Source organism: Rhizobium sp. TRM95796, from assembly GCF_025779995.1.
Classification (GTDB): Bacteria; Pseudomonadota; Alphaproteobacteria; order Rhizobiales; family Rhizobiaceae; genus Rhizobium_E.
Genome location: NZ_JAOXHE010000004.1, coordinates 437,172 through 463,481 on the forward strand (window position 1 = coordinate 437,172; position 26,310 = coordinate 463,481).

Genomic DNA, 26,310 nt, shown 5'->3' on the forward strand with positions numbered 1-26,310 from the left:
GGACCTATAGGTCGCCGTCAATGCGAAACGGATTTCGACAGGAGATTGATGATCAGCACGCCGGCGATGATCAGCGCGAGGCCTATGAGCGCAGGCAGGTCGAGTTTCTGGCCGAAGATCAACCAGCCGGCCAGCGCCACCAGCACGATGCCGGCGCCGGACCAGACGGCGTAGACGATGCCGACGGGCATGGTCTTGGTGACCAGCGACAGAAGATAGAAGGCGAAAGCATAGCCGACCGCCGACACCAGGCTCGGAGCCAGGATCGTGAAGCCGTTGGATTTGGCGAGGGCGGATGTGGCGATCACTTCCGCGACGATGGCGATCAGCAGCAGGGCGTAGGTCATGATCCCGTTGTAGCCGTCCGGCTGCGACGGCGCCAGTCCCGCCACGTCGCCGCAGGACTTTCCCGCGACGCTGGCGATGCGGTCTGGCGAATTCCTTGCGACCCGTTATATGTCCTTGCCAAAGAGGAGAGATCATGCGGCTCAAGGTCAGGATCCAGGCGCTTTACGAAGCCAATTCGCGAGACGCGCATCGCTTTCGCTATCTGCTGCTGGCGGTGGACGTGATCACAATGATCCTGCTCGTCGTCACCACGTTCTTCTACGGCGAGACATGGGTGATCTGGCTCGACGTCGGGATCGGCTTTTATGTCGCCCTCGATTATATCGCGCGCTACTGGATTGCAGGCAATAAGAAGCAGTTCCTGCTCTCTCCGTTCAACATCCTCGATGTGATCGTCATCTTCTCGCTGTTCGCGCCGCTGTTTGGCGCGGCTTTCGCGTTTCTGCGCAGCCTGCGCATTCTCAGGCTGCTGCGCTCTTACCGCCTGCAGGCTAAATTGCGGGCCGATTTTCCGCTGTTTCGCCGCCATGAGGATGTGATCCTCAGCGCCGTGAACCTGTTCGTGTTCCTGTTCATCATGACGGAACTGGTTTTCGTGACCCAGGCCCGGATCAATCCCAACATCGGCGATTTTCTCGATGCGCTCTATTTCACCGTGACGACGTTGACCACCACCGGCTTCGGCGATGTGACGCTGGTGGGGGATTGGGGCCGCATCCTCGCCATCATCATCATGGTGTTCGGCGTGTCGCTGTTCCTCAGGCTGATCCAGACGATTTTTCGACCGTCCAAGGTGCGCTATGACTGCCAGCAATGTGGGCTCTTCCTGCACGAGGCCGACGCGGTGCATTGCAAACATTGCGGCGCGGTGCTGAACATTCCCTCGGATGGATCGGTCTGATCCGCTTTTGTTATCGGGCGAAATAATTCGTGCATCGAGCCCTCTTGCAAACTTCATGAATCGGCATACCTTTTCCTTATCGGCAACGAACAGAAAGGAAGGTGATCCAATGTCTAATGAGTATTCGGCGCTCTGCTATGGCTTGGAAGTGAGCGTGAAGACTGCGAGGCAGCCCTCGTTCTGAACCTTCCTTCCAGGGTCCTCGGGGCCCGGCCATAACAAGGCCAATCTCATGGGGGTCGTCCGACGGGCGGCCCTTTTGATTTTTAGATTTGGAATTCCGCGCTCGCCAGCGGCGCCTCTTCGAGTTTCAGTTCGCGCCAGATGAATTTCAGCCTTTACCCTCCGACTGTCCTCTTCGCCCTCTTGTTGGCGGCCTTTGTCGCCGGGCTCGCGCGCGGCTTCTCCGGCTTCGGCGCGGCGCTGATCTTCGTGCCGCTGGCCAGCGCGGTGGTCGGCCCGCGCATGGCGGGGCCGATCCTGCTGGTCATCGATATCGTCGCCAGTTTCCCTCTGATCCCCGACGCGTTCGGCAAAGCCGATAAACAGGCAGTCGGCCTGATGTCGATGGGCGCTGTCGTCGCGGTGCCCCTGGGCGTGATGGCGCTGATGCATTTCGATCCCCTGGCGACGCGCTGGGGCATCTCGCTCACGGCGATCGGGTTTCTTTTGCTGTTGTTGTCGGGCTGGCGCTATCGGTCCAAACCGGTTGCGGCAACCACGTTCGGCATCGGCGTCATCGCCGGCTTTTTCAGCGGCGCGGCGCAACTCGGCGGGCCACCGGTCGTGACCTATTGGCTCGGCGGACAGCATAAAGCCGCGCATGTGCGCGCCAACATCGTCATCTATTTCGCCATTTCCTCGATCTTCTCGGCGGTCAGCTACTGGTGGGCCGAGCTTCTGGGCCTGCAGGTGTTCGCGCTGGCGATCATGACGGGGCCGGTCTACGGATTCGGCCTCTATCTCGGCGCGCGCAGTTTCGGCTATGCGCGGGAGGACGTGTTTCGACGGATCTGCTTTGCGTTGATAGCGATCTCTGCGATTGTCAGTCTGCCTCTCTGGGATAGCTTGAAGATCTGAACGGGTGCGAGCCTCTTCCGGCCAAGACTTGAGAGTAGACTGAACCGAAACAAGCGCCGAGTCGTTTCATCCTCGGCCTCTTTTCCCTGTCTTGCGTATAGAGGCCAAACACAGGATGCTTCGTCTCACCATGCGCCCCTCAGACCTGCTTTGCTCCACGCCACGCGGCCTCTATTGCCCCCCCGGCGATTTCTATATCGATCCTGTCGCGCCGGTGCCCAAGGCGCTCATCACCCATGGACATTCCGACCATGCCCGCTCGGGACACGCCGCCGTGCTCGCCACGCAGCAAACGCTCGATATCATGGGCATCCGCTATGGCGAGAATTTCGCCGGCGAGAGCCAGACTGCGGAGCTGGGGCGCGAGATCAAGATCGGCGATGTCACCGTGCGCTTCGCCCCTGCCGGACACGTGCTGGGCTCGGCGCAGATTGTGGTGGAGAAAGACGGGCTCCGGATCGTCGCCTCGGGCGATTACAAGCGCCGCGCCGACGCCACCTGCCAGGCATTCGAGCCGGTCGCCTGCGACATCTTCATCACCGAGGCGACCTTCGCGCTGCCGGTGTTTCGCCATCCCGACGATCGCGACGAGATTGCGCGCCTGCTGCATTCGGTGGCGCAGTTTCCCGAACGCAGCCACCTCGTGGGCGCCTATGCGCTGGGCAAAGCGCAGCGGGTCATCAGCCTCATCCGCCAGGCGGGCTACGACAAGACCATCTATCTGCACGGCGCGCTGGAGCGTCTCTCGGCCTATTACCAGAGCCAGGGGATCGACCTCGGACTGCTTGCGCCGGCGACCATCGACAAGGGCTCGAAGGAGAAATTCGCCGGCGAGATCATTCTTTGCACACCGTCGGCTTTTTCCGATCGCTGGGCGCGGCGCTTTGCCGATCCGGTCACCTGCTTCGCCTCGGGCTGGATGCGCATCCGCCAGCGCGTCAAGCAGCGCGGCGTCGAACTGCCGCTGATCCTGTCGGATCATTCCGACTGGGACGAGCTGACCCAGACCATCCGCGACACCGGCGCCCGCGAAGTCTGGGTCACGCATGGCCGCGAGGAGGCGCTGGTGCGGTGGTGCGAACTGCACCAGATCGCGGCGCGGCCGCTGCATTTGGTAGGCTATGAGGACGAGAACGACTGATGCGCGGCTTTTCCGAACTCATCGACCGGCTGGTGCTGACGCCGTCGCGCAACGGCAAGCTCACGCTCTTGCGCCATTATTTCCGCGACACGCCCGATCCCGACCGGGGCTATGCGCTGGCGGCGCTGACCGACGGGCTCGATATTCCCGCTATCAAGCCGGCGATTTTGCGCCAGTTGGCGAAAGAGCGCATGGACGAGGTGCTGTTCGCCTATAGCTATGACTATGTCGGCGATCTCGCCGAGACGATTTCGCTGATCTGGCCCGAGACCGGCGAGGATCAGGCGCATGACATGCGGCTTGCCGATGTGGTGGAGACGCTGATGAAGGCGTCGCGCTCGGATGCGCCGAAACTCTTCGCCTCCATGCTCGACAGGATGGACGCGTCGGGGCGCTTCGCCGCCATCAAGCTCGCCACCGGCGGCCTGCGCATCGGCGTCTCATCGGGCCTCACCAAACAGGCGCTGGCCGATCTCGGCTCCCGCGACGTGGTCGAAATCGAGGAAATGTGGCATGGGCTGAAACCGCCTTACGCCGACCTCTTCGCCTGGCTGACCGGCAAGGCGGAGAAGCCCGAACAGGCGGCTCGGGCCATGTTTCGCCCGGTCATGCTGGCGACCGCTGTCGAGGATGGCGATCTCGCTGCGCTGTCGATCGACGATTACAATGCCGAATGGAAATGGGACGGCATCCGCGTACAGGTCAGCTCCGAAGGCGGTGTCCACCGGCTCTATTCCCGCAGCGGCGACGATATCTCCGGCGCCTTTCCCGATCTCTTGGGGGCCATCGACTTCGAAGCCGTGATCGATGGCGAACTGCTGGTCGGACGTCCGCCCGACTTCGTCGGCACATTCTCCGACCTGCAACAGCGGCTGAACCGCAAGACCGTTTCGGCCAAGGTGGAGAAGGAGTTTCCGGTCTTCGTCCGCGCCTATGATCTCTTGATGGAGGATGGCGAGGATCTCCGGCCACTGCCGCTTACCGAGCGTCGGGCGCGGCTGGAACGGCTGATCACGCGCATCGATCCCTCGCGTTTCGATCTGTCGCCGCTGGTGGCTTTCGAAAACTGGGATCATCTCGATGCGCTCAGGCGCGCGCCCATCCACCCGATCATCGAAGGCGTGATGTTGAAGAGGAAGGACTCGCCTTATCTGCCGGGCCGTCGCAAGGGGCCATGGTTTAAGTGGAAGCGCGACCCCTATGTGGTCGACGCGGTGCTGATGTATGCCCAGCGCGGCCATGGCAAGCGGTCAAGCTTCTATTCCGACTACACATTCGGGGTTTGGCAGGAAGCGGAGGGCATCCGCCAACTGGTGCCGGTCGGCAAAGCCTATTTCGGCTTCTCTGATGAGGAACTGATACAGATCGACAAATTCGTGCGCGACAACACGATCGACCGCTTCGGTCCGGTCCGTTCGGTCAAGGCGACGGAGGAGCATGGGCTGGTGTTCGAAGTGGCCTTCGAGGGGCTTGCCCGCTCCAGTCGCCACAAATCCGGCGTCGCCATGCGCTTTCCCCGCATCTCCCGCCTGCGCTGGGACAAGCCGTCGGGCGAGGCCGATACGATCGAGACGCTGGAAGCGATGCTGGAGACGATGGAGACCGGCCGCCGCAACTGACGCTCAGGGAAGCGGCAGGCTCCAGATGGCGAATAGCGGCTTATCTCCGGAGCGCATGGCGTGGGTGATGCCGATCGGATTATAGATGAGCCCGCCCTTGCCGGGCGTCACCCATGGATCGGCATTCTGCCGCCAGTCGCCTTCGGAGAGAGCGATGTAAAGCTCCTCCGGCGGATGTCGATGATCGGGATAATCCGTATTCGGCGCCAGGATCGACAGGCCGATCTCGACGGATTTGCTTTCGGCAAGACCGCCGGCGCCGACGATCATGGCTTCCGCATAGGTCTCTTCCAGAAGCGGCGGTTGGCCAGGCGCGATGGCGTTGCTCCAGCGCAAGGATGGCTCGATCGCCTCGATCGCCCGGGTCAGGCGCGTCAAGAGCGGGTTTGCGCCTTCAAGCGCCGCGTAACTGTCCGCAAGATGCCGGCAGGCGGGCGCCGACTGGTGTGGTCGATCCGATACGCCCGCGCGATCTGCCATGTTTTTCTCGAGGCGCTCGAAGGCCGCGCGCGACGGGCCGGCAGCGGGCAGGACGGCCAGAAGGCTCTCCCGGAGCGCGTCGAGAAACTCTTGAAGGGCGGATTCTAGGCTGACGGCTTTGCTCATGGAACAAGCCTAGCACCCCTGGAGCCGGAGGCAAGATGGAACCTGCTTGGGAATTCCCGCGTTCCCGATCATTGTTTCGGATAGGACGGCTTCATGAACCCTCAGACAACGGATTTTCTCGTCGCCAGCCGCGCGGCCATCACTCAGCTTACCGGCCTGGCCGTGCATTATTCGCTGTCTCTGGTCGGCGCGATCCTGCTGTTCCTCGTCGGCTGGATGCTGTCGCGCCTGCTGCATCGCTGGACGTTGAACGGCCTCAGCCGCATCAGGCATTTCGATGTCACGCTCGCGCATTTCCTCGCCAATGTCGTGCGTTACGCCGTTCTCATCCTGGTAGCTGTCATGGCGCTCGGGCAGTTCGGCGTCCAGACGACCTCGATCATCGCGACCTTGGGCGCCGCCGGCCTCGCCATCGGGCTGGCGCTGCAGGGCACGCTGCAGAACATCGCCGCCGGCATCATGCTCCTGATCCTACGGCCCTTCCGGGTGGGAGAGACGATCGAGACGCCGCAGGTGGCTGGCACGGTCACCGAAATCGGCCTGTTTGCCACCGAACTCCGCACCGGCGACGGCCTGTTCCAGCTCGCGCCGAATTCGGCGCTGTGGAACGTTCCGGTCAAGAACTATTCCCGCTTGCCGACCCGACGTTACGAAGTGGCCGTCACCGTGCCGGCGACGGAGGATCTCGCCCGCACGGAAGACCGCCTCCTCGAACTCGCCCATCGCGACGACCGCATTCTCGACGCGCCGGCGCCGGTCGTCTCGATCAAGGAATTTTCCACTGAGACCGTCACGCTGGCGCTGTCGGCCTGGGTGAAGACAGCGGACTACGGGGCTGCGACCCGGGATCTGACCCGGCGGGTGAAGCTGGAGTTTGATGTGAAGTCCGACACGGCGCCGGTACCTGCGCCCTAACAGTCAGAGAAGTTCGTCTTTCGATTGGGCGCGATAGAGCGCTTCATAATCGCGTCGGCTGAAGAAGATGTTCGAAATCTCCACCCGATCTTCAGTGACAGTATAGGTTATGATCGCGGAGCGCTCGAATGGCACACTTCGAAGTCCGACAACGAGATCGTCGCGCTTTCGCCCGCCATGTGGAGCGTCGCCGATCTTGCGACATCGAGCCATGATGCGGTTCACGAAGCGGTCGGCGACAGCATAGCTCTGGCTGGCTTCAGCGATCGCAAAATGGATGGCTTTCAGATCATTGATCGCTTGTGGTCGATAGGCGACGTCAAGACGCTGCATCGGAGAACTTGCGCTCTTGCTCCGCCATGAAGCGGGTCATTTCCGCCTCTGCTTCTTCCTGGGTCAGGCTTGGTCTGGGGTCATCCAGTGACTGGCGAATTCTCAAGACGATGTCCTGCAGATGTCGGGCGTCTTCTTCCCGGCGTTCTGCCCATTGGCGAACGGCTTCATCGACGACATCATTCTCGCTGGCGAAGTCACCGGAAGACACAGCCTCGCGAACCACGTCCAGCGTTTCATCGTCAAGAATTATCCGGATGCTCTGGCTTGTCTTCATTGGCGCCGTCTCCGCGTACGAAACCAATGATATCAGAATTTGGGCATGGCTCCAATCCGCCACGGCAGCCCTCGCGCCTTGTAAAATGGCCGGCGGTCGCCCTCCGGCCAAGCTTTGTCTCACTCCGCCGCTTCACGCGCCATCGGATTGTTCGGATGCGTCGTCCAGTTGGCGTAGTCACTGGTCACGGTCTTGCCGGTGCGCGTGTCGGTCTGGCCGGCGGCCAGCGGGACCATGGTGATGCAGTTCTCGACCGGGCAGACGTCGACGCAGAGATTGCAGGCGACGCATTCGTCCTCGATGACCTCGAAATGCCTGACGCCGTTGACCATTGCCGTGATCGCCTGGTGGGACGTGTCCTCGCAGGCGATGTGGCAGCGGCCGCATTTGATGCAGAGATCCTGGTCGATCTGGGCCTTGGCGATGTAGTTGAGGTTGAGATACTGCCAGTCGGTGACATTGGGCACTGCGCGGCCGCGGAAATCCTCGAGCGTGGCGTAGCCTTTGGAATCCATCCAGTCTGACAGCCCGGTGATCATCTCCTGGACGATCTTGAAGCCATAGGTCATGGCGGCGGTGCAGACCTGCACATTGCCGGCGCCGAGCATCATGAATTCAGCCGCGTCGCGCCAGGTGGTCACGCCGCCGATGCCGGAGATCGGCAGGCCGCGGGTTTCGGCGTCGCGGGCGATTTCGGCAACCATGTTGAGCGCGATCGGCTTGACCGCCGGGCCGCAATAGCCGCCATGCGTGCCCTTGCCGTCAATCGAAGGGGTGGGCGAGCAGGTGTCGAGATCGACGCCAGTGATCGAATTGATCGTGTTGATCAGCGAGACGGCGTCGGTGCCGCCGGCTTGCGCCGCGCGCGCGGGCTTGCGGATATCGGCGATGTTCGGCGTCAGCTTGGTGATCACGGGCATGCGGCTATATTGCTTGCACCAGCGCGCGACCATTTCGACATATTCCGGCACCTGGCCGACGGCGGCGCCCATGCCGCGTTCGCTCATGCCGTGCGGACAGCCGAAATTGAGCTCGATGCCGTCGGCGCCCGTCTCCTCGACGAGCGGCAGGATGGCCTTCCACTCTTCCTCGACGCAAGGAACCATGATCGAGGCGATCAGCGCCCGGTCCGGCCAGTTCATCTTCACCTGCTTCATTTCCTGCAGATTGACCTGCAGGGGCCGGTCGGTGATCAGCTCGATATTGTTGAGGCCGAGCAGGCGCCGGTCGGCGCCCCAGATCGCGCCATAGCGCGGGCCGTTGACATTGACCACGGGCGGGCCTTCCGAGCCCAGCGTCTTCCAGACCACACCGCCCCAGCCGGCCTTGAAGGCGCGCTCGACATTGTAGGCCTTGTCGGTGGGCGGCGCCGAGGCGAGCCAGAAGGGGTTGGGGGATTTGATGCCGACGAAATTATTGCGGAGATCAGCCATGTCTCTTCTCCTCGCGCTCAGCTGAGCGACTGGTGAATGGATTCGGCGGCGTCGCGACCCATCGCGGCGGCCGATACGGTCAGGTCGTCGCCGCCCGCGGCGCAATCGCCGCCGGCCCAGACGCCTGCGATGGAGGTGCGACACTGCTCGTCGATGGCGATCTTGCCGCCGTCGAGCCGGATGGTCTCGACGCCAGCGACATCGAGCTTCTGGCCGATCGCAGTCAGCACCTGGTCGCAGGCGATGGTCAGCTTGTGACCGTTACCCTTGAGCTGGCCGTCTTCGATATGGGTGTATTCGAGCTCGATCGCCGAGACATGGCCGTCCTTGTGATGGATCTCCACCGGCTTCAGCCAGTGGCGGATCAGCACGCCCTTCTGGGCGGCGAGATCCTGCTCGAATTCCGAGGCGTTCATGTTCTCCTTGCCGCGGCGATAGCAGATCGTCACTTCCTCCGCGCCCAGCAGCTTGGACTGGACAGCGGCGTCGATGGCGGTCATGCCGCCGCCGATCACCACCACGCGGCGGCCGACCGGCACATCCGCCTTGCTGTCGGCGGAGCGGAGATGGGCGATGAATTCGACCGCGTCGATGACGCCGTTGATATGGTCGCCGGGCGCGCCGAGCGCATTGACCCCGCCGAGGCCCATTCCGAGGAAGACGGCGTCATGCTTCTGACGGAGGTCTTCGAGCGAGAAATCTCGGCCGAGCATCTGACCGTCGAAAATGTCGATGCCGCCAATGCCGAGGATGTAATCCACCTCGCGCTGGGCGAAATCGCCGGGCGCCTTATAGGCGGCGATGCCGTATTCGTTCAGCCCGCCGGCCTTGGGGCGTGCGTCATAGATGGTGACGGCATGGCCCTTCATCGCCAGGCGATGGGCGCAGGCGAGGCCGGCGGGACCGGCGCCGACGATGCCGATGGTTTTGCCTGTCGAGGGCGCGCGGGTGTAGAATTGCTTGTCGGCGGCCATGGCCGCGTCGGTAGCGTAGCGCTGTAGGCGGCCGATCTCCACCGGCTTGCTTTCGGCAGTGTTGCGCACGCAGGCCTCTTCGCACAGCGTTTCGGTGGGACAGACGCGGGCGCACATGCCGCCGATGATGTTCTGGTCGAAGATCGTCTTGGCCGCACCTAGCGCATTGCCGGTCGAGATCTGACGGATGAACAGCGGAATGTCGATAGAGGTGGGACAGGCCGTCATGCAGGGCGCGTCGTAGCAGAAATAGCAACGATCGGAGGCGACCAGCGCCTCGTGCCTGTCATAGGCGGGATGGAGATCGGAAAAGTTTTCCTCATAGCTTTGTGGGTCGAGCCGGCCGCTATGAAGGCCGGGCGCAAGATTGACCATGGTTGCATTCCCCTTCTTGTTTATGGGGAAAAGCTAGCAAAGGCCGAAATATTTATCAAACGGTAAAATTTTTCCAGAGCAACAAATCTTCCGTCTATCCCTGACGATGATCAAGACTATTTGCGGGTCAAGCGCTTAGCGCCGCCAGCATTGTCGGGATTACAAAGTTGAAAGAAAAAGTATAGTTATGTTTTGCGCGAATCATCTTGTCGCCGCAGCGATTTTTCCCGCATCCGCGAAGAGCGCTGCGTCGGCCGGAAGACCGGCCGACCGAGGGTCATTCCGCCGCCAGGCTGTGGCTCTGCTGGCGCGCCCGCTCCTGTTCGCGAAACTGGCGCGGCGTCTCCCCCGTCTCGCGCGCGAAGAAGCGGGTGAAATAGGCGGGATCGGCGAAGCCCAGGGCATAGGCGATTTCCTGAGCGGTCATGACCGTGAAAACGAGATCGCGCTTCGCCTGGGAGACGATCTTTTCCGACAGGAGATCGTTCATCGTCTTGCCGGTCTGGGCCTTGGTTATGCGGTTGAGATGCGTCACGGAGATGCCGAGTTCACGGGCGTAGAACTCCACCGGCAGATGCTCGCGGAAATGGCCGGCGATCAACTCGTTGAGCCGGGCGATCCTGAGACCGTCGCGGTCTGAGGCGCCGTCGCGGCTCTCGGCTTCCATCACCATGTCCGAGGCGAGCGCCAGCACAATGCCGAGATAGGCTTCCACCAGACCGAAGCGCGGGCCGAAACTCGCATTGATCTCCTGCTCGAGCCGCCCGAGCGTCTCGGTCAGATAGGCTGTATCGCCATGCTCAGGGTCGAGCCGCAGGACGCGCGGCTCACGGATGAAGGCTGTGACGCGCGACGGATGCGCCGCCTGCAGGGGCAGGCGACGGGTGATCGCCGTCAACACCTGGCCATCGACATCTGGCGAGAACCGAAAGCCATGGCTGACCTTTTCCGGCACGAAGACCAGACAGCCCGACGTGAGCCTGTGCAGCGCCTTTCCGATCAGCGCATCCCCGGCCCCGGCGCGAATGTGCAAGATCTGAAAGAGAAAGTCGTGCTTGTGTTCCTTGATTTCCCATTTGTAGCGGCTGCTGCGCTCGGAGATGGATTCGGCGTGAATCCAGAAATCTGGCAAAGCTTCGCTCGCCTCTCCGTAGAGGCCGTATGTGGGTACCGTCTGTTTCATGCCTCCTCCTGGCGTCCGATCCGAGCCTCTCCTCCAGGCTCATGTTCGGAATGTGCAATTCCATGCATGGAAACTGCATTCAAAGAGTGTGACCGCCCATTTATCTTTTTGCAAGAGAGAGAGGCGGACTTTCGCTAAATTTGTCAGCATGGGAGGAAAAAATGCGCACACAGGTCGCGATTATCGGGTCGGGTCCGTCAGGACTTCTGTTGAGCGCGCTGCTCGACCAGATCGGGGTCGACACCGTGGTCATCGACCGCGTGGATCGAGATTACATTCTCGGCCGCATTCGCGCCGGCGTGCTCGAAAGCGGCATGACGGCGCTCCTGGATCAGGCCGGCGTCGGCGCGCGCATGCATCGCGAAGGTCTCGTGCATGACGGTTTCGAACTGTCCTTCGGTGGCCGGCTCTGCCGCATCGACCTGAAGGCGCTGACCGGAAAGAACGTCATGGTCTATGGCCAGACCGAACTGACCCGCGACCTGATGGACGACCGCGAGGCGCGCGGCGGCAAGACGATCTACAACGCCAAGAATGTCACGCCGCATGATTTCGACGGCGCCAAGCCCTGTGTGACCTATGAGCTCGACGGCGTCGAACACCGACTCGACTGCGATTTCATCGCCGGCTGCGACGGTTATCATGGCGCCTCCCGCGCCGCCGTCGAGGACAAGGGACTGCGGCATTACGAGAAGATCTATCCGTTCGGCTGGCTCGGCGTGCTGGCCGACGTGCCGCCGGCGCATGACGAACTGATCTACGCCAATCACAAGCGCGGCTTCGCGCTCTGCTCGCAGCGCTCCAAGGTGAGGAGCCGCTATTACGTGCAGGTTCCGCTCGACGATAAGGTCGAAGTCTGGTCCGATGACGCCTTCTGGGACGAGTTGCGCCGCCGCCTTCCCGACGATGTGGCCGAGAAAGTCACGACAGGTCCGTCGATCGAGAAGTCGATTGCGCCGCTTCGCTCCTATGTCGCGGAACCCTTGCGCTTCGGCCGCATGTTCCTGGTCGGCGACGCCGGCCATATCGTGCCGCCGACGGGCGCCAAGGGGCTCAATCTCGCCGCGTCCGACGTGCATTACCTGTTCGAGGGACTGCGCGACTTCTATGCCGACGGCGCGATGTCGGGCGTTGATGCCTATTCCGGCCGGGCGCTCGCGCGCATCTGGAAGGCCGAGCGCTTTTCCTGGTTCATGACTACGCTTTTGCATCGCTTCCCGACCTCGGGCGAGTTCGATCTGCGCATCCAGGAGGCGGAGCTCGATTACATCGCCACATCCGAAACGGCGCGCCGGTCCATCGCCGAGAATTACATCGGCCTGCCGTATTGACTCCTTCGTCGCGTCTCTCCCAAGCGCTGCGCCCCCGGCCGTGAATGGCCGGGTTTTTTCATGTCCGGGCGGAGCAGAAACGACGCCGCGGTTAACATGACAAAAATCATCATGTTTAATCTTTACTTTGAAAGTCATGTTATGTATCCCTTGCGCAGAAGCGGCAAGCGCCGCGGCAGCTTGATGAGGGATCCATGGCGAAGAAGAATGGCAAGGGGAAGGGCGCTCAGGCCTCTGCTCGCGAGCGTGTCGAGGCCGGCGGCGAAAGCAAGGCGGGACTCAAGGGCCGCTCCATTCTCTATGTCGGCGGACGCGATTGCCAGGTCGCCCATCTTCGCCAGATCGCCGAGAATTTCGGCGCCGAACTCATTCACCATGACGGCGGCCTGCGAGAAGCCGTCTCCCGCATCGACACCGTGCTGCCCTCCGTCGAATGTGTTTTCTGCCCGATCGACTGTATCAGCCACGACGCCTGCCTGCGCGTGAAGACCGGCTGCAAGAAGACCGGCACATCCTTCGTGCCGCTTCGAAACGGCTCCAAGTCGAGTTTCGAACGCGCGCTGCAGGAAATGCATCAAAGGACCGCGCGGACGTGAATGACAAAGACCCTTTTCTAATGATCGGACTGCACAAGCTGGCGGCCGAACGCGGCGACGGCTTCGCCCCGGAACTGCTCAGCTTGCTGCTCGAACGTGGACGCCGCGACCTCCAAGCCGCCCGGCCCATGGACCTTGATGTCGCGGGCGATCCGATGCAGCATGGGTCGGACGCAAAAGCGCCGGCGGGCGGTAACGACAATGTCGTCGCCTTTCCCGTTCGCGCAAAACGAAATCCGGGGAGATGACCATGGCCGGCTATATCGCGATGAACCGCTTCAAGGTGGCGCTCGGGCAGGAGCGCGAATTCGAAGACGTTTGGAAAAACCGCGATTCCAGCCTCAACGCCGTTCCTGGCTTCGTCGAATTCCGCCTGCTGCGCGGAAAGAGCTTTCCGGAAGACGGCTATACGCTGTTCTCCTCGCATACGCTCTGGGCGTCGGAGGAGGATTTTCTCAGCTGGACCAAGTCCGACAATTTCCGCCAGGCGCATAAGAATGCCGGCGATCACCGCTCCCTCTATGTCGGTCCGCCGCAGTTCGAGGGCTTCCGCGTGGTCGAGGGCGCATGATGCCCGAGGTGATCGAGGACGCCGACGTCATCGACGTTCTGCCGGTCCTGCCGTCGCTGTCGATTGCCCAGACCCGTGACTTCTACCGCGATAAGCTCGGCTTCAATGAGATCGTCCATGAGGCGGACGACTATCTGATCGTCCGGCGCGTGTTCGCCGGACGGCGCATGGAGCTGCATTTCTGGCTGACCGACGATCGTCGTCTGCCGGAACTCAGCTCCGTCTACCTGCGCGGCGGCGGCATTGTGGCCTTGCATGCCGAATATTCGACGCGCGACCTGCCGGACCTCTCACCCCTGCAGATTCGCCCCTGGGGCATGCAGGAATTCTACATTCGCGATCCGCATGGCAATCTCCTGCGTTTCGGGAGCGTGGTTTAGGGTCATTCCCCTCTCTCCCGGCATCGATCACGCCGCTCGCGCAAGAAGTCTCGCTCGCGCGCGTTGCCGGCGAGACGCATGGCCGCCTCATAGGCGCGCTCGGCCTCATCCCATCGCTGCGATCGGAAAAGCGCGTCGCCCCGCGCAGCGTGCAGCGGGCCATAGCCATCCAGTTCGTTCAGGCTGGTCACACCGTCGATGAGCGCGAGCGCCACATTGGGTCCGCGCGCCATGCCGGCGGCGATGGCGTGGTTGAGCGCCAGGACGGGCGAAGGGTTGAGCGCCAAAAGCGCCGCATAGGTGGTCTCGATCTCGGCCCAGTCGGTGTCCTCCCAACGCCGTGCGCCGGCGTGACAGGCGGCGATTTCCGCCTGCAGCCTGTAGGGGCCGGGATGCGCAGACAGCGAGCGCGCCCGGGCGAGCGCCTCCAGCCCCTGGCGGATCAGAAGACGGTCCCACCGTCCGCGATCCTGCTCGGGCAGAGCGATGAGCGCGCCGCCCGCATCCACGCGTGCGGCAAAGCGGGACGCCTGCAGATCCATGAGCGCCAAGAGCGACAGCGCTTCGGCTTCATGCGGCAGCCGGGCCGCCAGCATGCGGCCGAGCCGCCGCGCCTCGCCGGCGAGATCGGCGCGCAGCGCCGCGTCGCCGCCGGTGGGCGCATAGCCCTCGTTGAAGATTAGATAGACCACTTCCAATACGGAACCCAGCCGCCCGGCGAGTTCCGCGCCGCGCGGGACGAGATAGTCCGCGCCGGACCCGGAAAGCGTCGCCTTGGCCCTGACGATCCGCTGCGCCATCGTGGTTTCGGACACCAGAAAAGCTCGGGCGATTTGCCCGGTCGTCAATCCGCAGACCAGTTTCATGGTCAGCGCCGCCCGGGCGTCCCGTGTCAACGCCGGATGGCAGGCGGTGAAGATCAGCGACAGCACCTCGTCGCCGATATCATCGTCGAGCTGAGTGTCCACAGCCGCGATGGCGGCGCCGCCGTCGTCTTCCGCCTCAACCAGCGCCATATGTTTGCGGGCCATCATCCGGCCGTGACGAAGATGGTCGATGGCGCGGTGCTTGGCCGTCGCCATCAGCCAGGCTTGCGGGGATAGGGGCGGTCCCCGCTTCGGCCATTCGACCAGCGCCTGCGCCATCGCGTCTTGCGCGAAATCCTCCGCCAGCGTCGCATCGCGCAGCATCCGGGCGAGCGCCGCGATCAAACGCGGACGCTCGATGCGGAACACCGTTTCGATCAGGCGGGGGATGTCCTGCACGGATCAGCCTTTCGGCAGGGCTTCCTGGAGCCGGTCATGAAGGGCTGTGGTTTCCGCCGACATGGCCTCGGCGAAGTCCGCCATTTCATAGAGAGGGCGGATCTCGATCTCGCTCGGACCCAACATCGGGTTCGGGCAGCGCTTCACCCATTCCACCGCCTCGTCGAGATCGCGGACTTCCCAAAGCCAATAGCCCGCCACCAACTCGCGGGTTTCGGCGAATGGACCGTCGATCACCCGGCGGTCGGGCCCGTCGAAGGCCACCCGCTTGCCGGTTTTCGACGGCTTCAGCCCGTCGCCGGTCAGCATCACGCCGGCCTGAATGAGCTCTTCGTTGAACTTGCCCATGGCCTGCATCAGTTCATCGGTCGGCAGAACGCCGTTCTCGCTGTCTTCCGTCGCTTTCACCAACACCATTACGCGCATCGTCTTTTTCCTCTGAATCCGGAAGGTCCACGCCTTCCACTCCCCAGACGAGTGACTATGACCGCATTCGACAGGCGGCGAAACTTTTTTTGTAAGGGCTCAGGATGTGCGCGCGGGCGCGAAGGCGCCGGCCGCCACGGCGATCCAGCCGAGGATCATCATCATGCCGCCCGTCGGCGCCGACATCGGGAAGAGACCGTGGCCTAGGCGGGTGCGAAACAGCAGATCCGCTGCAAACAGAAGGCAGCCAAGGCCGACCAGCAGGCTGGCGACAAAAGCCGTGCGGATCCGCCCGTAACCGAGGTACAGACCGAGAAGCGCCGGCGCCTGCGCCATGCAGGCGGCGGCGGCTGCGCCGACCAGCCGGGGGTCCTCGCCATGGGCGGCCATGGCCGACAGCGCCACGCCGGTCGCGCCGAGCGCGCCCGCAAGGAACAGCACGATGCGGGGATAGATCTCTTTCATGCCGGGCCTCCCGCCTCGTCTCGGTTCTGCATATGGAAGGCGAGCCGTTCGATCGGCGCCCAGATGATCTCGCGCAGCTTGGGATGGCTGATCGTCTCGTCCATCGCCTGCTTGAAGCACAGCATCCACTCGTCGCGTTCGGCCGGGCCGATCGGCGCCACGAAATGACGGGCGCGCAAGCGGGGATGGCCGTATTTGTCGGTGTAGAGCGGCGGGCCGCCGAGATAGCCGGTCAGATATTCGTAGAGCTTCTCCTCGGCGCGGCTGAGATCGGGCGCGTGGATGGCTCGGCAACGCGCCGCTTCGGGCAGCGTATCCATCAATTCATAGAACCGGCGGGTCAGCGCTCTAATGGTCGCGTCGCCGCCGATGGCGTCATACAGGGTGATCGTCTCTTCGCTCATCGGTCCTGTTTGGCCTTCCGGATGCGGCCCGTCAATGCGGCAAATCAAACCCGATCCCGCCCGGATTCCGGCAGCCGAAAATAATTTCGGCGCGAGACGGGAATTTGAAGGCGAGGGGCCTTGCAAGCCGAATGGCGACTGCGTAACGTCATGAAAAATTGAAAGCGGTTTCAATTTCTGTCAGATCCCATCCTAGCCATCCCTATGGAGGAACCCATGGCCGTCCGCACCATCGTCTGGGGCGAAAACATCCACGAGCAGACCAATGCGGTCGTGCGCTCGATCTATCCCGAAGGCATGCACACCACGATCGCTCAGGCGCTGAACGTCGATCCGGCGATTTCCGCGACGACCGCGACCTTGCAGGAGCCCGAACACGGCCTGACCCAGGCCCGTCTCGACGAGACCGACGTGCTGGTCTGGTGGGGCCACAAGGATCACGGCGCGGTCGCCGACGAGATCGTCGAGCGCGTGGCGCATCGGGTCTGGGAAGGCATGGGCCTGATCGTCCTGCATTCCGGCCATTTCTCGAAAATCTTCAAGCGGCTGATGGGCACGCCCTGCGCGCTGAAATGGCGCGAGGCCGGCGAGCGCGAGCGCGTCTGGAACGTCAATCCGGGCCATCCGATCACCGAGGGCATCGGCGAGCATTTCGTCATCGAAAACGAGGAAATGTATGGCGAGCACTTCTCGGTGCCCGAGCCGCTCGAAACCGTGTTCGTCTCCTGGTTTCAGGGCGGCGAAGTGTTCCGCTCCGGCCTGACCTGGCGGCGCGGGCTCGGCAACATCTTCTATTTCCGTCCCGGACACGAGACCTATCCGACCTATCACCAGGCCGAGGTGCAGCAGGTGATCCGCAATGCGGTGAAATGGGCCAAGCCCACCCGGACAACGCCCTACAAGGCCATCCATGATGCGCCGAACGTGCCGGTGGGCAAGACGCTGGAGCCGGTGGAAGAGCGCGGGCCCACGCTGCATCAGGCCGGCGAAGCCGGTTATCGCTGAGACCAGGGGATCGTTTCAATGCGACTTTTGATTCTCGGCACCGGCGGCATGGCGAAGAACCACGCCATGTCTTTCAAAGCGATCGACGGCGTCGAGGTGACGGCGGCGGTGGATGTGGACGCCGCCCGCGTGGAGACCTTCGCGCTGACCCACGGCATCCCCAACACCTTCACCTCGCTCGAAGACGCGATCGCCTGGGGTGAATTCGACGCGGTGGCCAATGTCACGCCCGACCGGGCCCATCATCCCACCACGATGCGGCTGATCGCGGCGGGCAAGCACCAGTTCTGCGAAAAGCCGCTCGCGGAAAATTACGATCTCGCCATGGAAATGACCGAGGCGGCGGAACAGGCCGGTCTCATCAACATGGTTAATCTCAGCTATCGCAACGTCGCGGCGCTGCAGACGGCCCGGGCCATGGTGCGCGCAGGCGAGATCGGCTTCGTCAAGCATGTCGAGGCCTCCTATCTGCAGAGCTGGCTGATCTCGAAAGCCTGGGGCGACTGGCGCACCGAAAGCCAGTGGCTGTGGCGGCTCTCCACCGCGCATGGCTCCAACGGCGTGCTCGGTGATATCGGCATCCACATCCTGGATTTCGCCTCCTACGGCTCCGGCCTCGACATCGCCCATATTTTTGGCCGGCTCAAAACCTTCGACAAGGCCGAAGGCGGCAAGATGGGCGACTATGTGCTCGACGCCAATGACAGCTTCACCATGTCGGTGGATTTTTCCAACGGCGCGCTGGGCGTCATCCACGCCACCCGCTGGGCGGCCGGCCACTACAACGATCTCAAGCTGCGCATTTATGGCGACAAGGGCGGCATCGAGATCGATCACAAGCTGACCGGCACCAAGATGCGCGCCTGCTTCGGCGACAACACCGAAACGGCCGAATGGATCGACGTCGAGCCCGAGGCGACGCCGACCAATTACCAGCGATTCGCCGAGGCCGTGAAGACCGGCGTCAACGGCGAACCCGACTTCCGCCACGCCGCCAGCCTGCAAAAGGCGCTCGACCTGGCGTTTGTCACCGAGAAGGAGCGCATGGAGCAGGCGCTCCTCTGATCCGACACCCGGGGCCGCCCGCCGGCCCCGGTTCTGCCTGCCGCCAATAATCCGCATTTTCACCATTGAAGACCGGCTGCGTCTGGGCTAAGACGAAGCCATCGGACGCGGAGATTCTCCGCAAGGCATGCACCCGTAGCTCAGCTGGATAGAGTGTTGGATTCCGATTCCAAAGGTCACAGGTTCGAATCCTGTCGGGTGCGCCACAAACGCTTTAAAATAATTCAATAAATTCTCCTGGCAGGCTGCCTCATCCCGCCCCGCCGAGAAACACACCGTTCACGCTCCCCGGCAAGGGTGCGTGAGACTGGTCGACGCGGTGTTCGCTCGGCGGAATGCAAGATAGCAGGACGCTTGGCGCGGCAGATCAAGGCCAGGCCAACAGACGGGCCTGTGAGATCTGGCGCGAGCCGAGCTTTTGCGCCAAGCAGCGGGCTGTCTCTGGACGGCCTGTGAAGATGCTGGCCGCCATTGTGTTGGTGGAGCCCTGTGCCTCTTCGTCAACGTCCAAGCTCACCCAGCCGCCGCCGCTTGTTCTAAACCAACGGACAGAGCCTCACGCACGGCCAGTTCCGCCATGGCGAGCGCCGCCTCGCGCGTCGCGGCGGCGGCGATGAAGCGGCCGTTGTGGCAGAAACTCGCACCGTCGACGCCGCACGCGGCCTCCAACTCGCGATTGGTCAATCCAGCCCAGGCTGCGGGCAGATCCGCCCGCAGCTCAAATCCCTCTTCCGCGCGTCGGATGCCGGTCAGGCACCAATCCTTGTCGCGCGGGTGGACGACAAACAGCAGATGATCGGCGCCCGCCTTCACGACGGCGGAACGGAAGGGCATTCCCATAGGGAGTTCCAGAATACGCCCTTGGCCCGCATCCTCGATCGCTTTTTGCACCAGCGCCTCGGCCCGCAATTTTGCGGCGCTTTGGGCAATCCTCGCCTCCACGAAACGACGCGCAATGGCCAGCGCGTTCTGGAATGCGCGATCTTCGGCATCCGGGCCCACCTCGTCGAAAACGGGTTTTAATGTTTCCAGCAGCGCCGGCAGCGTCAGCCCTGCCAGCGGCCCTGCGATGGAGGGGCTGAGCGCGCCATTGTCCATGAGATCGATCGGCAGAACAAAGCTGGCGTCGAAAGAGGCGTGCAGGACGTCGATATGCGCTTCGGGAAGGTTTGAAGCGGCAAGATAGTCGCGGCCATAATGCTTCCAAATCAATCCGAAGGAACTATAGGGTTGGCCATCCTCGCGCAGCGGAGCGCCGCGCTGATGGTGATCGAAGATCTGCGCTGAAGCGTCATAGACGCCGCCCACGTCGTAGATGATCCGGTCTGCGCCGGGCGTGATCCAATCCGGGGCCCTGCTGCGGATCAGGCGAGCCTGCGGGAAAAGCTGCGTCAGGATCACGCTGGACAGCAGTTCGTCGGCATGGAAGCCGCCGGAATGGGTGACGAGGAAATTCGGGATCATACGGGGATGCGCCTGTTGTTCGCGTTCAGCAGCAGATAGCCTGCGTAAGACTTCATCTCAACCCGCCATTCGGCCAAGCAATGTTGATTTTGCGCCGGTGCCGCCTGAGCAATGCCGTCTTTTGCTCGACATTCGCCGTGAACCGTCCATGCCTCGCATCGTCGCCGACACGTATCTCGTCGCTGCCGCGGTGTGGCGCTCGCGTTCCGTGACGTGTCTGCGCGTCGTGCCGCGCGCTTGCGACTAAGCGGCCCGCTTGAGTGATCGCATGGAGCCGGCTGTCGAATATGCAATCTTCCGCAGCGTTCACCAGTGATCAGGCGCAACGGGTGATGTCATGTCGAGCAACCATAGGCATAAAAACCTCAAAACTGAAGCATAGATGCTGATCTGTCACCCGTATTGCGGATCTGTCTATGTTTATCTATCTTCATTACGCGTTCATAAATTAAATTTCTCTTGCTCTCACCCTGTATCGTCGGCTTCGAAATCGACTGTGCAAAGGACTTGCAAGCCAATTGCTCGAACGCCGGCGTCACCGTCACCGCACCGTCGCGGTCTCCGCCACCAATGCCGACGACCAGCCCGGCCAGGCCGCCTATACGCTGAAGATCAATGCGGCGCCTCGGATCGTAAAGTTGTCGCCGCGCGGAGGCGCCCCTCACCGAAGCCATGGCGGGCGAACCATATAGCCAATCGATCACCGCGACCGGCGGAGTCGGAGCGATGACATTCAGCCTGGCGTCAGGAGACTTGCCGAAAGGCCTGACGCTAAATATCTCGACCGGCGGGCCCTTCGTTTCCGCCGAGAACACCTTCGTCGAGCCGAAGAATGCGGGAGTCGCCACGATATTCGCGGCAGCTTCGTTGAGGCGCAGGCGACCGCGCCTGTTGGCTGGTATCTGCAGTTCAAACCGAATCCCAGCTACGCCGGACAGGTGAAGGTCGGTTTTCGCCTCATCAGCGCGCTCGGCATATCGAACACCGGAACGGTGACCGACAACATCGCCCTCGACAAGGACGAGGTGGCCGAAGAGGTGACCGGGCTCGTGGAAGATTTCGTCGTTCGCGGCAGAGCCTGCTCGCCTCGACCATTCGATTTCGACTTGCTCTTCAATTTCGACGATGGCGGCGAAAGATCGGAGGGCGCGCGGGCGCGGGTCGGCGGCAGATTTTGACGGGACGGAAGCCGCGCCGTCATCGTGACGAGCACTCCGGCAACAACGAGCAATCAAGAACGATGTCTTAGAGCCAGTTACATCACAGTGCGCTCGTTCATCCTGCTTCGTGGGGCGTTTTTTCTCATTTTCGCCGATAAAAGCTATTTGTGCAGCTTGCCGGCCGGTTTCCATCGCACACTGATGTCCGGCGCCGACCGCCATGGGGCAGGCGCTTGAATTCGCTTCGAAAACACAGGCTGATCGTCAGTTGGTTCGCGACCGCTGCAGACGACGTGATCGCGCTTCAAACCCGCGATCGCCTTGCAACTATGGCGGCCGCCTTCATACGCGATCGCCTTCGAACGCCCGTTCATCCATCTTTCGTCCTTTCAACGGCAATCTCACGCCTGTTCCGGATTCGGGCCTGGCGAAGCGCGGGCCGCGGCGTCGTCCGCAGACCAGAGCGCGACGTCCAGCGGCTGTCGGCGTCCCCTGATCTCGCATCGTTCGTACTGACCGCCGCCAGTCAGAAGATCCCCTTCCACCCCGGCTGCCCGGATCACCTCCGCGGACAGCGCGACCGACGCCGCCCGCATCTTGGCGACTTCCTGGAGCCGGCTCGCCACATTGACGCAATCGCCGATGGCGGCCACCTGCTGATGGGTGTCGTGGCCGAGACGCGACAGGACGACCTGGCCGTAATGCACGCCGACGCGCACGACGTTCGGCTCCCCCGGTCTGTCGTCGGCAATCCAGGATCGGATCGCGCTAACCAGGCTGAACGCCGTCAGAATGGCGTTGGATGCGTCTTGCGGGTGCTGATCGGGGACGCCGAAAGCGACCATCACGCCGTCGCCCATGAAATCCATCGCCACCCCGCCGCGTCGCTCCGCTTCCTCGACGACGATCGTGTGAAAGGTCTTGAGCATGTCGCGGGTCCGCCTTGGGCCGAGGCGCTCGCTGACGCCCGTATATCCGGCCAGGTCCACGAACAAAATCGCCGCCGACAATTCACGCGGCTCCAGGAGAAATGTCGGATCTTCAGCGATCCGCCGCACGAGGGACGAAGCTTGAAACCGTTCGAGGGCGGTTCGGGCGGAGGTCATTCGCCGGAGTTCGAGGCGGTCGAATATCTGCCTGAGAATGATTGTCGCCGCAACCGGCGGGAGGCTCGCCGCGACGGGCAATGCGCCGCTCAGCCAGTAAAAATGTCCGAAGGCGAGAGTGACGACCGCGAGCCAGGCCATTAGCAGGGCGGCGAAGGCGATCGACCCCGCGGCCAGCGGCAAAAACGTCACCAAAGCGATGCCGAAGACCGTGACGAGCACGGCGGAGACCGCGTCGATCGACCGGACGGTGGCGTTGCGCGTCAGGGCGGAGCCGTCGATGAGATTGGACACGCCCGTCGCCAGGATCTCGACGCCCGGCATGATCTGGTCGAACGGGGTGGTGAACCGATCTCCGACCCCCGTCGCGGTGACGCCCAGCATCACCAAACGGCCCTCGAGATCACCGCGGACATCTTCGCCGTTCATTAATCTCAGTGCGCTGATCGTCCGCACGGTCTGGCCCGGACCGTAATAATTGAGCGACAAGTGCCAACCCAGATCGAGCGGCGTGTCGCGGGCTCCGATCCGCACGCCGTCGGCCGTCAGACTCGGCGCTGCGCCGGTATGGAGAGCGGCGGCGCGCAGAGCCAGTGACGCTTCCGGGCTCGGTTCGACGTCGAACAGCATGGGGATCTGTCTCGGCGTGCCTCCGGCGTCGGTCGCGACATTGACCAGGCCGAGTTGCGCTGCGGCCGCCAGGATCGGCAACGGCCTCAAGATGTCGGACGGAGCGGGCATCGGCGACGCCCGCGCCCGTCGATCCGAAAATTGCGCCGCGCCGGCGATCGCGACCGGAAGTCGCCCGATCGAGGCGGCCAGGGCCCTGTCGGCGTCGTCCTGCGTCGGTCCGACGAGCAGCATGTCGATCGCAATCGCGGTCGCTCCGGCGAGCCTGACGCCGTCGATCACCTGCGCCAGTTGCCGGCGGTCCAACGGATAGCGTCCGGCGGCGGCGACGGTGGCGTCATCGATCGCCACGATCGCGACCTCGGCCGGCGCCGGTCGACCGCCGATCACGTGAATCCTGGCGTCGAGCAGCGCCGTCTCCATCTTGTCGACGAAACTGGCCGCGCCGTCGACATGCGTGAGCGACAGATATCCGGCCCAGAGCGCGCTGATCGACAGCAGGCCGACGATGCACCAGACCGGCAGGCTCGTCTTCATCGCGCGAAGCGCGAGAGAAGTTTTTCGGCTCGTTCCCGACCCCAGACGACGGCTGCCACGGGCCGACCGGGCGAGACGTCTGCGCCTTGGCCCGGTTGCAGGACGACCGTTTCGGAGCCGTCAGCCCTGGATACGGCGACCGCGCCCCTCAGAACGAAGACCGATGTCGTCTCCGCTGCCACGTCGACGATATAGGCGGTGCCGCGCACGGCGGCGATTGCTTGCGGCGTCAGGATCTGAAATGCGCCGCTGCCCGGTCTTACGTCGATCAGCACCGCCTTGCCGGTGATCGTCGCGCCGGCGGGACGCGCTTGCTCCGGGCGGTCGGGTATACGGAGGCTTGCCGCCGCCTCCGCTTCCAGCACGAGGCCATTGGAGCAACGATAGACGACCCGCGGCGGATCCGGGAGATCCTCGCGCTTGCAGGAGGCGTCGGCCGCGCGCGCTGAAACCGCCACGGCAAGCGCCGAGAAGGCCAGCAGGAACAGGAGGGGCGAAGTCTTCACGACAGTCTCTCGCTATATCTTGACGCGACGGAATCGTTATCGGATTGCAATCCCCGAATGTCAATTTGGCTGTGGCGACAGCGGGTGTTTTGATCGTTTTCGAAAGCGCCTCGCTGCATGCGCGCAAGTGAATGTCGGGGCGCGGGCGAAACGATGTTCGATAGGGGCGAGCCCTGCGCCGGCATGACGGAGAGCGCCGGTACACGGTGCGTGTCGAACCGCCGCCGTCCGCCGCTCGAGGTGTCGCAGACGTAATTGTCCATACGGCCGATCGAACTCTCGTGCGGGACGTTCCGGCGGTCGGATGAAAGAATGATCGGCGCCGGGTCGAACGTTTCGCCGAGGGCATGCGACGTCGCGCTTGCGACGTCCTCCACCGGCCGCGAGCGTCGTGGCCGGTGGAGTGCGCGTCGTTCGTCGAACTCAGATGAAGTCGCTGCTGTCGACGTCTGTGGCCTTCACGCCCAACAATGTGATCGTGTCGCCGCCGCCGAAGTCGATGATCGTGTTGGCGCCTGACTGCTTGATCGTCAACGCGGTGAGATCCGTGTCGATATAATCCTGCGCCAAGGCGCCGCCGACCGCGTCGAAGTCGGTAATGGTGTCTTTCCCGTCACCGTCGTTGAAGATGAAATGGTCCGACTGCGCTTCGCCGCTCAATCGGTCATTCCCCCTGCCGCCTTCGATGTGGTCGACACCGGCGCCGGCCTTGATCGTATCTTTTCCGCCGCCGCCATAGATCGAGTCTGAAATGAGCGAACCGGTGATCACGTCATTGCCGTTCAACGCAAATTCGTAGGCTGCCTCGACGCCCTGCTTCTTGAGGATCCCGACGAAGGTCTTGGCGTCGATATCGACGTCTTCCACTTTCAAAAGCGGCGACGTGTTTTTGCTGGAAAAAGTGACGTCTGTCACCGTTCCTGCCGTGATCAGACCGAGCTTGTTGACGCTGAGATCAGAGCCCATGATTTTGATCTTTTCGCCGCCGTCGCTGTCATTGTAAATGACGATGCTGTCCTTGGCGCGCTCCAGCCCGATTTTGTTGGGATTGTAGAACGAGTCCAGCTCACCGTATTTTCCCAGTCGGCTGTATAGGGTTACTTTCGCCATGTTTTCCTCTCCTGCGTTTTGGGCGCTGTTTGCGTCTATCGCCCAATTTCTTTGCTCTGATCGGGAGCCGGGCTTTGTGCGTCGTTTCTTAAATCTATGTTGGGTGAGGTCGGAGCGCGCAAGAGCAAATTTTAACGAAGTCTAAGATTGTTTCAAAGAAGGTGCCGGATCTTTCCGATGGCCGCCTCGCGGCGCGGGGCAGAAGGCCCATTAACATGATAAATATACTCATGTAATCTTGCGGACGGATGTTCGGCCCGGTATGGCTGCGCCGCTCAGCAGGATGACGTCATGACTGGTATAGCCGAACTCACCGCCTTCGACGAACTAGACCCGCGTTGCCTGGATCTCGTAACGTCGGCGGGCCATGACTATCTGGCGGGGAAGTTCTTTCTGAGCGCGCCCGACGGCAAGATCGCGACACCGCTCGCCGCGCTTCTGGACGAGTCGTGTTTCGATGCGCTGATTGCGGCTTTCGCGCAGTTGCATCCGAACGTCGACAGGCGCGCCGCGACATCGTTGTGGAGTCTCTATTTCCTATCGACGAGCGGGATCGGCGTCATGGCCGCCGCGATCGTTTACCGCGTGCGCTTGCCGCTGGCGCTCGACGGCGTGTTCCTTCTTCACGACCGAAACGGGTCGCCACAGGGTTTGCTCTTGCCGCATGGCGGGGCCAGGAGCGCCGATCCCATCGGCGTCGAGGCGCTGCAGAGCTTCGTGCGGGACTTTTGCACGCCGATCATCGAGGCGATCGCCCGCGGGCAGAAACTGTCCAAGCGGATGCTGTGGAACAATCTCATCGTCTATCTCGACTGGATCATCCGCGAAATCGGCGCGCATCTCGGAGATGCGGCCGTTGCAGATGTGATGGAGGCGTTGCATGCGCCGCACTTCGCCGACGGCGCCAAAAATCCGCTGCATGGATTGCTGCGTCGCGACGAGACGTCTGGCGAGCCGATGCGCAAGGTGTGCTGCCTGCGTTACTGCGTGCCCGGAATCGGCGGTTGCGGCGGCCTTTGCCCTTTGCCGGAAGGTCGCGCTTCGGCCGTATCCATCGCCGCCGAATAGCGTCCTTATCCCCAGCCTTGCGCTATCGAGCGTCAT

31 protein-coding genes and 1 tRNA gene are annotated in these 26,310 nt (G+C 62.7%); 16 read left to right on the forward strand and 16 right to left on the reverse strand.

Annotated features, from left to right (window positions below):
• Positions 1 to 17: 17 nt before the first annotated feature.
• Complete coding sequence (locus OCK01_RS10790; protein WP_182829410.1) at positions 18 to 347, reverse strand: SMR family transporter; 330 nt, start codon at positions 345 to 347, stop codon at positions 18 to 20.
• Positions 348 to 481: 134 nt separating this feature from the next.
• Between OCK01_RS10790 and OCK01_RS10795 the strand changes: the two genes are divergently transcribed.
• From OCK01_RS10795 to OCK01_RS10810, 4 genes are all read left to right on the forward strand, one after another.
• On the forward strand, positions 482 to 1,249 hold the full coding sequence (locus OCK01_RS10795) for a potassium channel family protein (protein ID WP_263823927.1): 768 nt from the start codon (positions 482 to 484) through the stop codon (positions 1,247 to 1,249).
• A 324-nt stretch (positions 1,250 to 1,573) separates the two neighbouring features.
• The gene (locus tag OCK01_RS10800) at positions 1,574 to 2,329 is read left to right on the forward strand and encodes a sulfite exporter TauE/SafE family protein (protein WP_263823928.1); all 756 of its coding nucleotides are present in this window, start codon (positions 1,574 to 1,576) and stop codon (positions 2,327 to 2,329) included.
• A gap of 130 nt (positions 2,330 to 2,459) precedes the next feature.
• The gene (locus OCK01_RS10805; RefSeq protein ID WP_263823929.1) at positions 2,460 to 3,470 is read left to right on the forward strand and encodes a ligase-associated DNA damage response exonuclease; all 1,011 of its coding nucleotides are present in this window, start codon (positions 2,460 to 2,462) and stop codon (positions 3,468 to 3,470) included.
• Positions 3,470 to 5,089, forward strand: a complete 1,620-nt coding sequence (locus tag OCK01_RS10810) for a cisplatin damage response ATP-dependent DNA ligase (protein WP_263823930.1) — start codon at positions 3,470 to 3,472, stop codon at positions 5,087 to 5,089. The genes OCK01_RS10805 and OCK01_RS10810 overlap by 1 nt, the downstream gene beginning before the upstream one ends.
• A 3-nt stretch (positions 5,090 to 5,092) precedes the next feature.
• Here the strand turns inward: OCK01_RS10810 and OCK01_RS10815 are convergent, their stop codons facing one another.
• A complete protein-coding gene (locus OCK01_RS10815; RefSeq protein ID WP_263823931.1) occupies positions 5,093 to 5,695 on the reverse strand; it encodes a dimethylsulfoniopropionate lyase in 603 nt (200 codons plus the stop codon).
• A gap of 93 nt (positions 5,696 to 5,788) precedes the next feature.
• Here OCK01_RS10815 and OCK01_RS10820 point away from each other — a divergent pair, with 93 nt between their 5' ends.
• Positions 5,789 to 6,610, forward strand: a complete 822-nt coding sequence (locus tag OCK01_RS10820; RefSeq protein ID WP_263823932.1) for a mechanosensitive ion channel family protein — start codon at positions 5,789 to 5,791, stop codon at positions 6,608 to 6,610.
• Positions 6,611 to 6,613: 3 nt separating this feature from the next.
• Here OCK01_RS10820 and OCK01_RS10825 read toward each other — a convergent pair whose 3' ends face one another.
• From OCK01_RS10825 to OCK01_RS10845, 5 genes are all read right to left on the reverse strand, one after another.
• On the reverse strand, positions 6,614 to 6,943 hold the full coding sequence (locus OCK01_RS10825) for a type II toxin-antitoxin system RelE/ParE family toxin (RefSeq protein WP_263823933.1): 330 nt from the start codon (positions 6,941 to 6,943) through the stop codon (positions 6,614 to 6,616).
• Positions 6,930 to 7,220 carry a type II toxin-antitoxin system ParD family antitoxin gene (locus tag OCK01_RS10830; RefSeq protein ID WP_263823934.1) on the reverse strand — a complete coding sequence of 97 codons (291 nt, stop codon included), beginning with the start codon at positions 7,218 to 7,220 and terminating at the stop codon, positions 6,930 to 6,932. The genes OCK01_RS10825 and OCK01_RS10830 overlap by 14 nt, the downstream gene beginning before the upstream one ends.
• Before the next feature lie 119 nt (positions 7,221 to 7,339).
• A complete protein-coding gene (gene preA / locus OCK01_RS10835; protein ID WP_263823935.1) occupies positions 7,340 to 8,653 on the reverse strand; it encodes an NAD-dependent dihydropyrimidine dehydrogenase subunit PreA in 1,314 nt (437 codons plus the stop codon).
• Positions 8,654 to 8,670: 17 nt separating this feature from the next.
• Positions 8,671 to 10,002 carry an NAD(P)-dependent oxidoreductase gene (locus OCK01_RS10840; RefSeq protein WP_263823936.1) on the reverse strand — a complete coding sequence of 444 codons (1,332 nt, stop codon included), beginning with the start codon at positions 10,000 to 10,002 and terminating at the stop codon, positions 8,671 to 8,673.
• Between the two features lie 277 nt (positions 10,003 to 10,279).
• Positions 10,280 to 11,185 carry a helix-turn-helix domain-containing protein gene (locus tag OCK01_RS10845; protein WP_263823937.1) on the reverse strand — a complete coding sequence of 302 codons (906 nt, stop codon included), beginning with the start codon at positions 11,183 to 11,185 and terminating at the stop codon, positions 10,280 to 10,282.
• Positions 11,186 to 11,346: 161 nt separating this feature from the next.
• Here OCK01_RS10845 and pobA point away from each other — a divergent pair, with 161 nt between their 5' ends.
• From pobA to OCK01_RS10870, 5 genes are all read left to right on the forward strand, one after another.
• Positions 11,347 to 12,516: a 4-hydroxybenzoate 3-monooxygenase gene (pobA, locus tag OCK01_RS10850; protein ID WP_263823938.1), complete on the forward strand. Its 1,170-nt coding sequence runs from the start codon at positions 11,347 to 11,349 to the stop codon at positions 12,514 to 12,516.
• Positions 12,517 to 12,710: 194 nt separating this feature from the next.
• Positions 12,711 to 13,112 carry a DUF2325 domain-containing protein gene (locus tag OCK01_RS10855; RefSeq protein WP_263823939.1) on the forward strand — a complete coding sequence of 134 codons (402 nt, stop codon included), beginning with the start codon at positions 12,711 to 12,713 and terminating at the stop codon, positions 13,110 to 13,112.
• Complete coding sequence (locus tag OCK01_RS10860) at positions 13,109 to 13,360, forward strand: hypothetical protein (RefSeq protein WP_263823940.1); 252 nt, start codon at positions 13,109 to 13,111, stop codon at positions 13,358 to 13,360. Before OCK01_RS10855 ends, OCK01_RS10860 begins: the two co-directional genes overlap by 4 nt.
• 2 nt (positions 13,361 to 13,362) lie before the next feature.
• Complete coding sequence (locus OCK01_RS10865) at positions 13,363 to 13,683, forward strand: antibiotic biosynthesis monooxygenase family protein (protein ID WP_263823941.1); 321 nt, start codon at positions 13,363 to 13,365, stop codon at positions 13,681 to 13,683.
• Positions 13,683 to 14,063 (forward strand): bleomycin resistance protein, encoded by a 381-nt coding sequence (locus OCK01_RS10870; protein ID WP_263823942.1) that lies wholly within the window; start codon positions 13,683 to 13,685, stop codon positions 14,061 to 14,063. Before OCK01_RS10865 ends, OCK01_RS10870 begins: the two co-directional genes overlap by 1 nt.
• Positions 14,064 to 14,065: 2 nt before the next feature.
• Here the strand turns inward: OCK01_RS10870 and OCK01_RS10875 are convergent, their stop codons facing one another.
• The 4 genes from OCK01_RS10875 to OCK01_RS10890 form a co-directional block, all read right to left on the reverse strand.
• Positions 14,066 to 15,328 carry an RNA polymerase sigma factor gene (locus OCK01_RS10875; RefSeq protein WP_263823943.1) on the reverse strand — a complete coding sequence of 421 codons (1,263 nt, stop codon included), beginning with the start codon at positions 15,326 to 15,328 and terminating at the stop codon, positions 14,066 to 14,068.
• Between the two features lie 3 nt (positions 15,329 to 15,331).
• Positions 15,332 to 15,754, reverse strand: coding sequence for a YciI family protein (locus OCK01_RS10880; RefSeq protein ID WP_182828509.1), 423 nt, complete (start codon positions 15,752 to 15,754; stop codon positions 15,332 to 15,334).
• Between the two features lie 99 nt (positions 15,755 to 15,853).
• The gene (locus OCK01_RS10885) at positions 15,854 to 16,219 is read right to left on the reverse strand and encodes a DUF423 domain-containing protein (RefSeq protein WP_263823944.1); all 366 of its coding nucleotides are present in this window, start codon (positions 16,217 to 16,219) and stop codon (positions 15,854 to 15,856) included.
• On the reverse strand, positions 16,216 to 16,623 hold the full coding sequence (locus OCK01_RS10890; protein WP_182828510.1) for a group II truncated hemoglobin: 408 nt from the start codon (positions 16,621 to 16,623) through the stop codon (positions 16,216 to 16,218). The genes OCK01_RS10885 and OCK01_RS10890 overlap by 4 nt, the downstream gene beginning before the upstream one ends.
• A gap of 216 nt (positions 16,624 to 16,839) precedes the next feature.
• On the opposite strand from OCK01_RS10890, the gene OCK01_RS10895 reads away from it, so the two are divergent.
• The 3 genes from OCK01_RS10895 to OCK01_RS10905 all read left to right on the forward strand — a co-directional run bounded on the left by OCK01_RS10895 (position 16,840) and on the right by OCK01_RS10905 (position 18,899).
• Positions 16,840 to 17,628, forward strand: coding sequence for a ThuA domain-containing protein (locus OCK01_RS10895; RefSeq protein ID WP_263823945.1), 789 nt, complete (start codon positions 16,840 to 16,842; stop codon positions 17,626 to 17,628).
• Between the two features lie 18 nt (positions 17,629 to 17,646).
• Positions 17,647 to 18,693: a Gfo/Idh/MocA family protein gene (locus OCK01_RS10900; protein ID WP_263823946.1), complete on the forward strand. Its 1,047-nt coding sequence runs from the start codon at positions 17,647 to 17,649 to the stop codon at positions 18,691 to 18,693.
• Between the two features lie 129 nt (positions 18,694 to 18,822).
• Positions 18,823 to 18,899 (forward strand) — tRNA-Arg (locus OCK01_RS10905).
• Between the two features lie 307 nt (positions 18,900 to 19,206).
• Here OCK01_RS10905 and OCK01_RS10910 read toward each other — a convergent pair.
• Positions 19,207 to 20,157 (reverse strand): MYG1 family protein, encoded by a 951-nt coding sequence (locus tag OCK01_RS10910; RefSeq protein ID WP_263823947.1) that lies wholly within the window; start codon positions 20,155 to 20,157, stop codon positions 19,207 to 19,209.
• 365 nt (positions 20,158 to 20,522) lie between these two features.
• Positions 20,523 to 20,831: a hypothetical protein gene (locus tag OCK01_RS26550; RefSeq protein ID WP_412178997.1), complete on the reverse strand. Its 309-nt coding sequence runs from the start codon at positions 20,829 to 20,831 to the stop codon at positions 20,523 to 20,525.
• On the opposite strand from OCK01_RS26550, the gene OCK01_RS26555 reads away from it, so the two are divergent.
• A complete protein-coding gene (locus OCK01_RS26555) occupies positions 20,830 to 21,099 on the forward strand; it encodes a hypothetical protein (protein WP_412178998.1) in 270 nt (89 codons plus the stop codon). The two genes, OCK01_RS26550 and OCK01_RS26555, sit on opposite strands and share 2 nt — an antisense overlap.
• Complete coding sequence (locus OCK01_RS26560; RefSeq protein ID WP_412178999.1) at positions 21,096 to 21,335, forward strand: hypothetical protein; 240 nt, start codon at positions 21,096 to 21,098, stop codon at positions 21,333 to 21,335. The genes OCK01_RS26555 and OCK01_RS26560 overlap by 4 nt, the downstream gene beginning before the upstream one ends.
• A gap of 383 nt (positions 21,336 to 21,718) precedes the next feature.
• On the opposite strand, the gene OCK01_RS10920 is transcribed toward OCK01_RS26560, so the two are convergent.
• From OCK01_RS10920 to OCK01_RS10930, 3 genes are all read right to left on the reverse strand, one after another.
• On the reverse strand, positions 21,719 to 23,590 hold the full coding sequence (locus OCK01_RS10920) for a CHASE2 domain-containing protein (protein ID WP_263823949.1): 1,872 nt from the start codon (positions 23,588 to 23,590) through the stop codon (positions 21,719 to 21,721).
• On the reverse strand, positions 23,587 to 24,096 hold the full coding sequence (locus OCK01_RS10925) for a FecR family protein (protein WP_263823950.1): 510 nt from the start codon (positions 24,094 to 24,096) through the stop codon (positions 23,587 to 23,589). Before OCK01_RS10925 ends, OCK01_RS10920 begins: the two co-directional genes overlap by 4 nt.
• 423 nt (positions 24,097 to 24,519) lie before the next feature.
• The gene (locus tag OCK01_RS10930; RefSeq protein ID WP_263823951.1) at positions 24,520 to 25,206 is read right to left on the reverse strand and encodes a calcium-binding protein; all 687 of its coding nucleotides are present in this window, start codon (positions 25,204 to 25,206) and stop codon (positions 24,520 to 24,522) included.
• Between the two features lie 291 nt (positions 25,207 to 25,497).
• On the opposite strand from OCK01_RS10930, the gene fhuF reads away from it, so the two are divergent.
• Complete coding sequence (gene fhuF / locus OCK01_RS10935; RefSeq protein ID WP_263823952.1) at positions 25,498 to 26,274, forward strand: siderophore-iron reductase FhuF; 777 nt, start codon at positions 25,498 to 25,500, stop codon at positions 26,272 to 26,274.
• Positions 26,275 to 26,310: the final 36 nt, after the last annotated feature.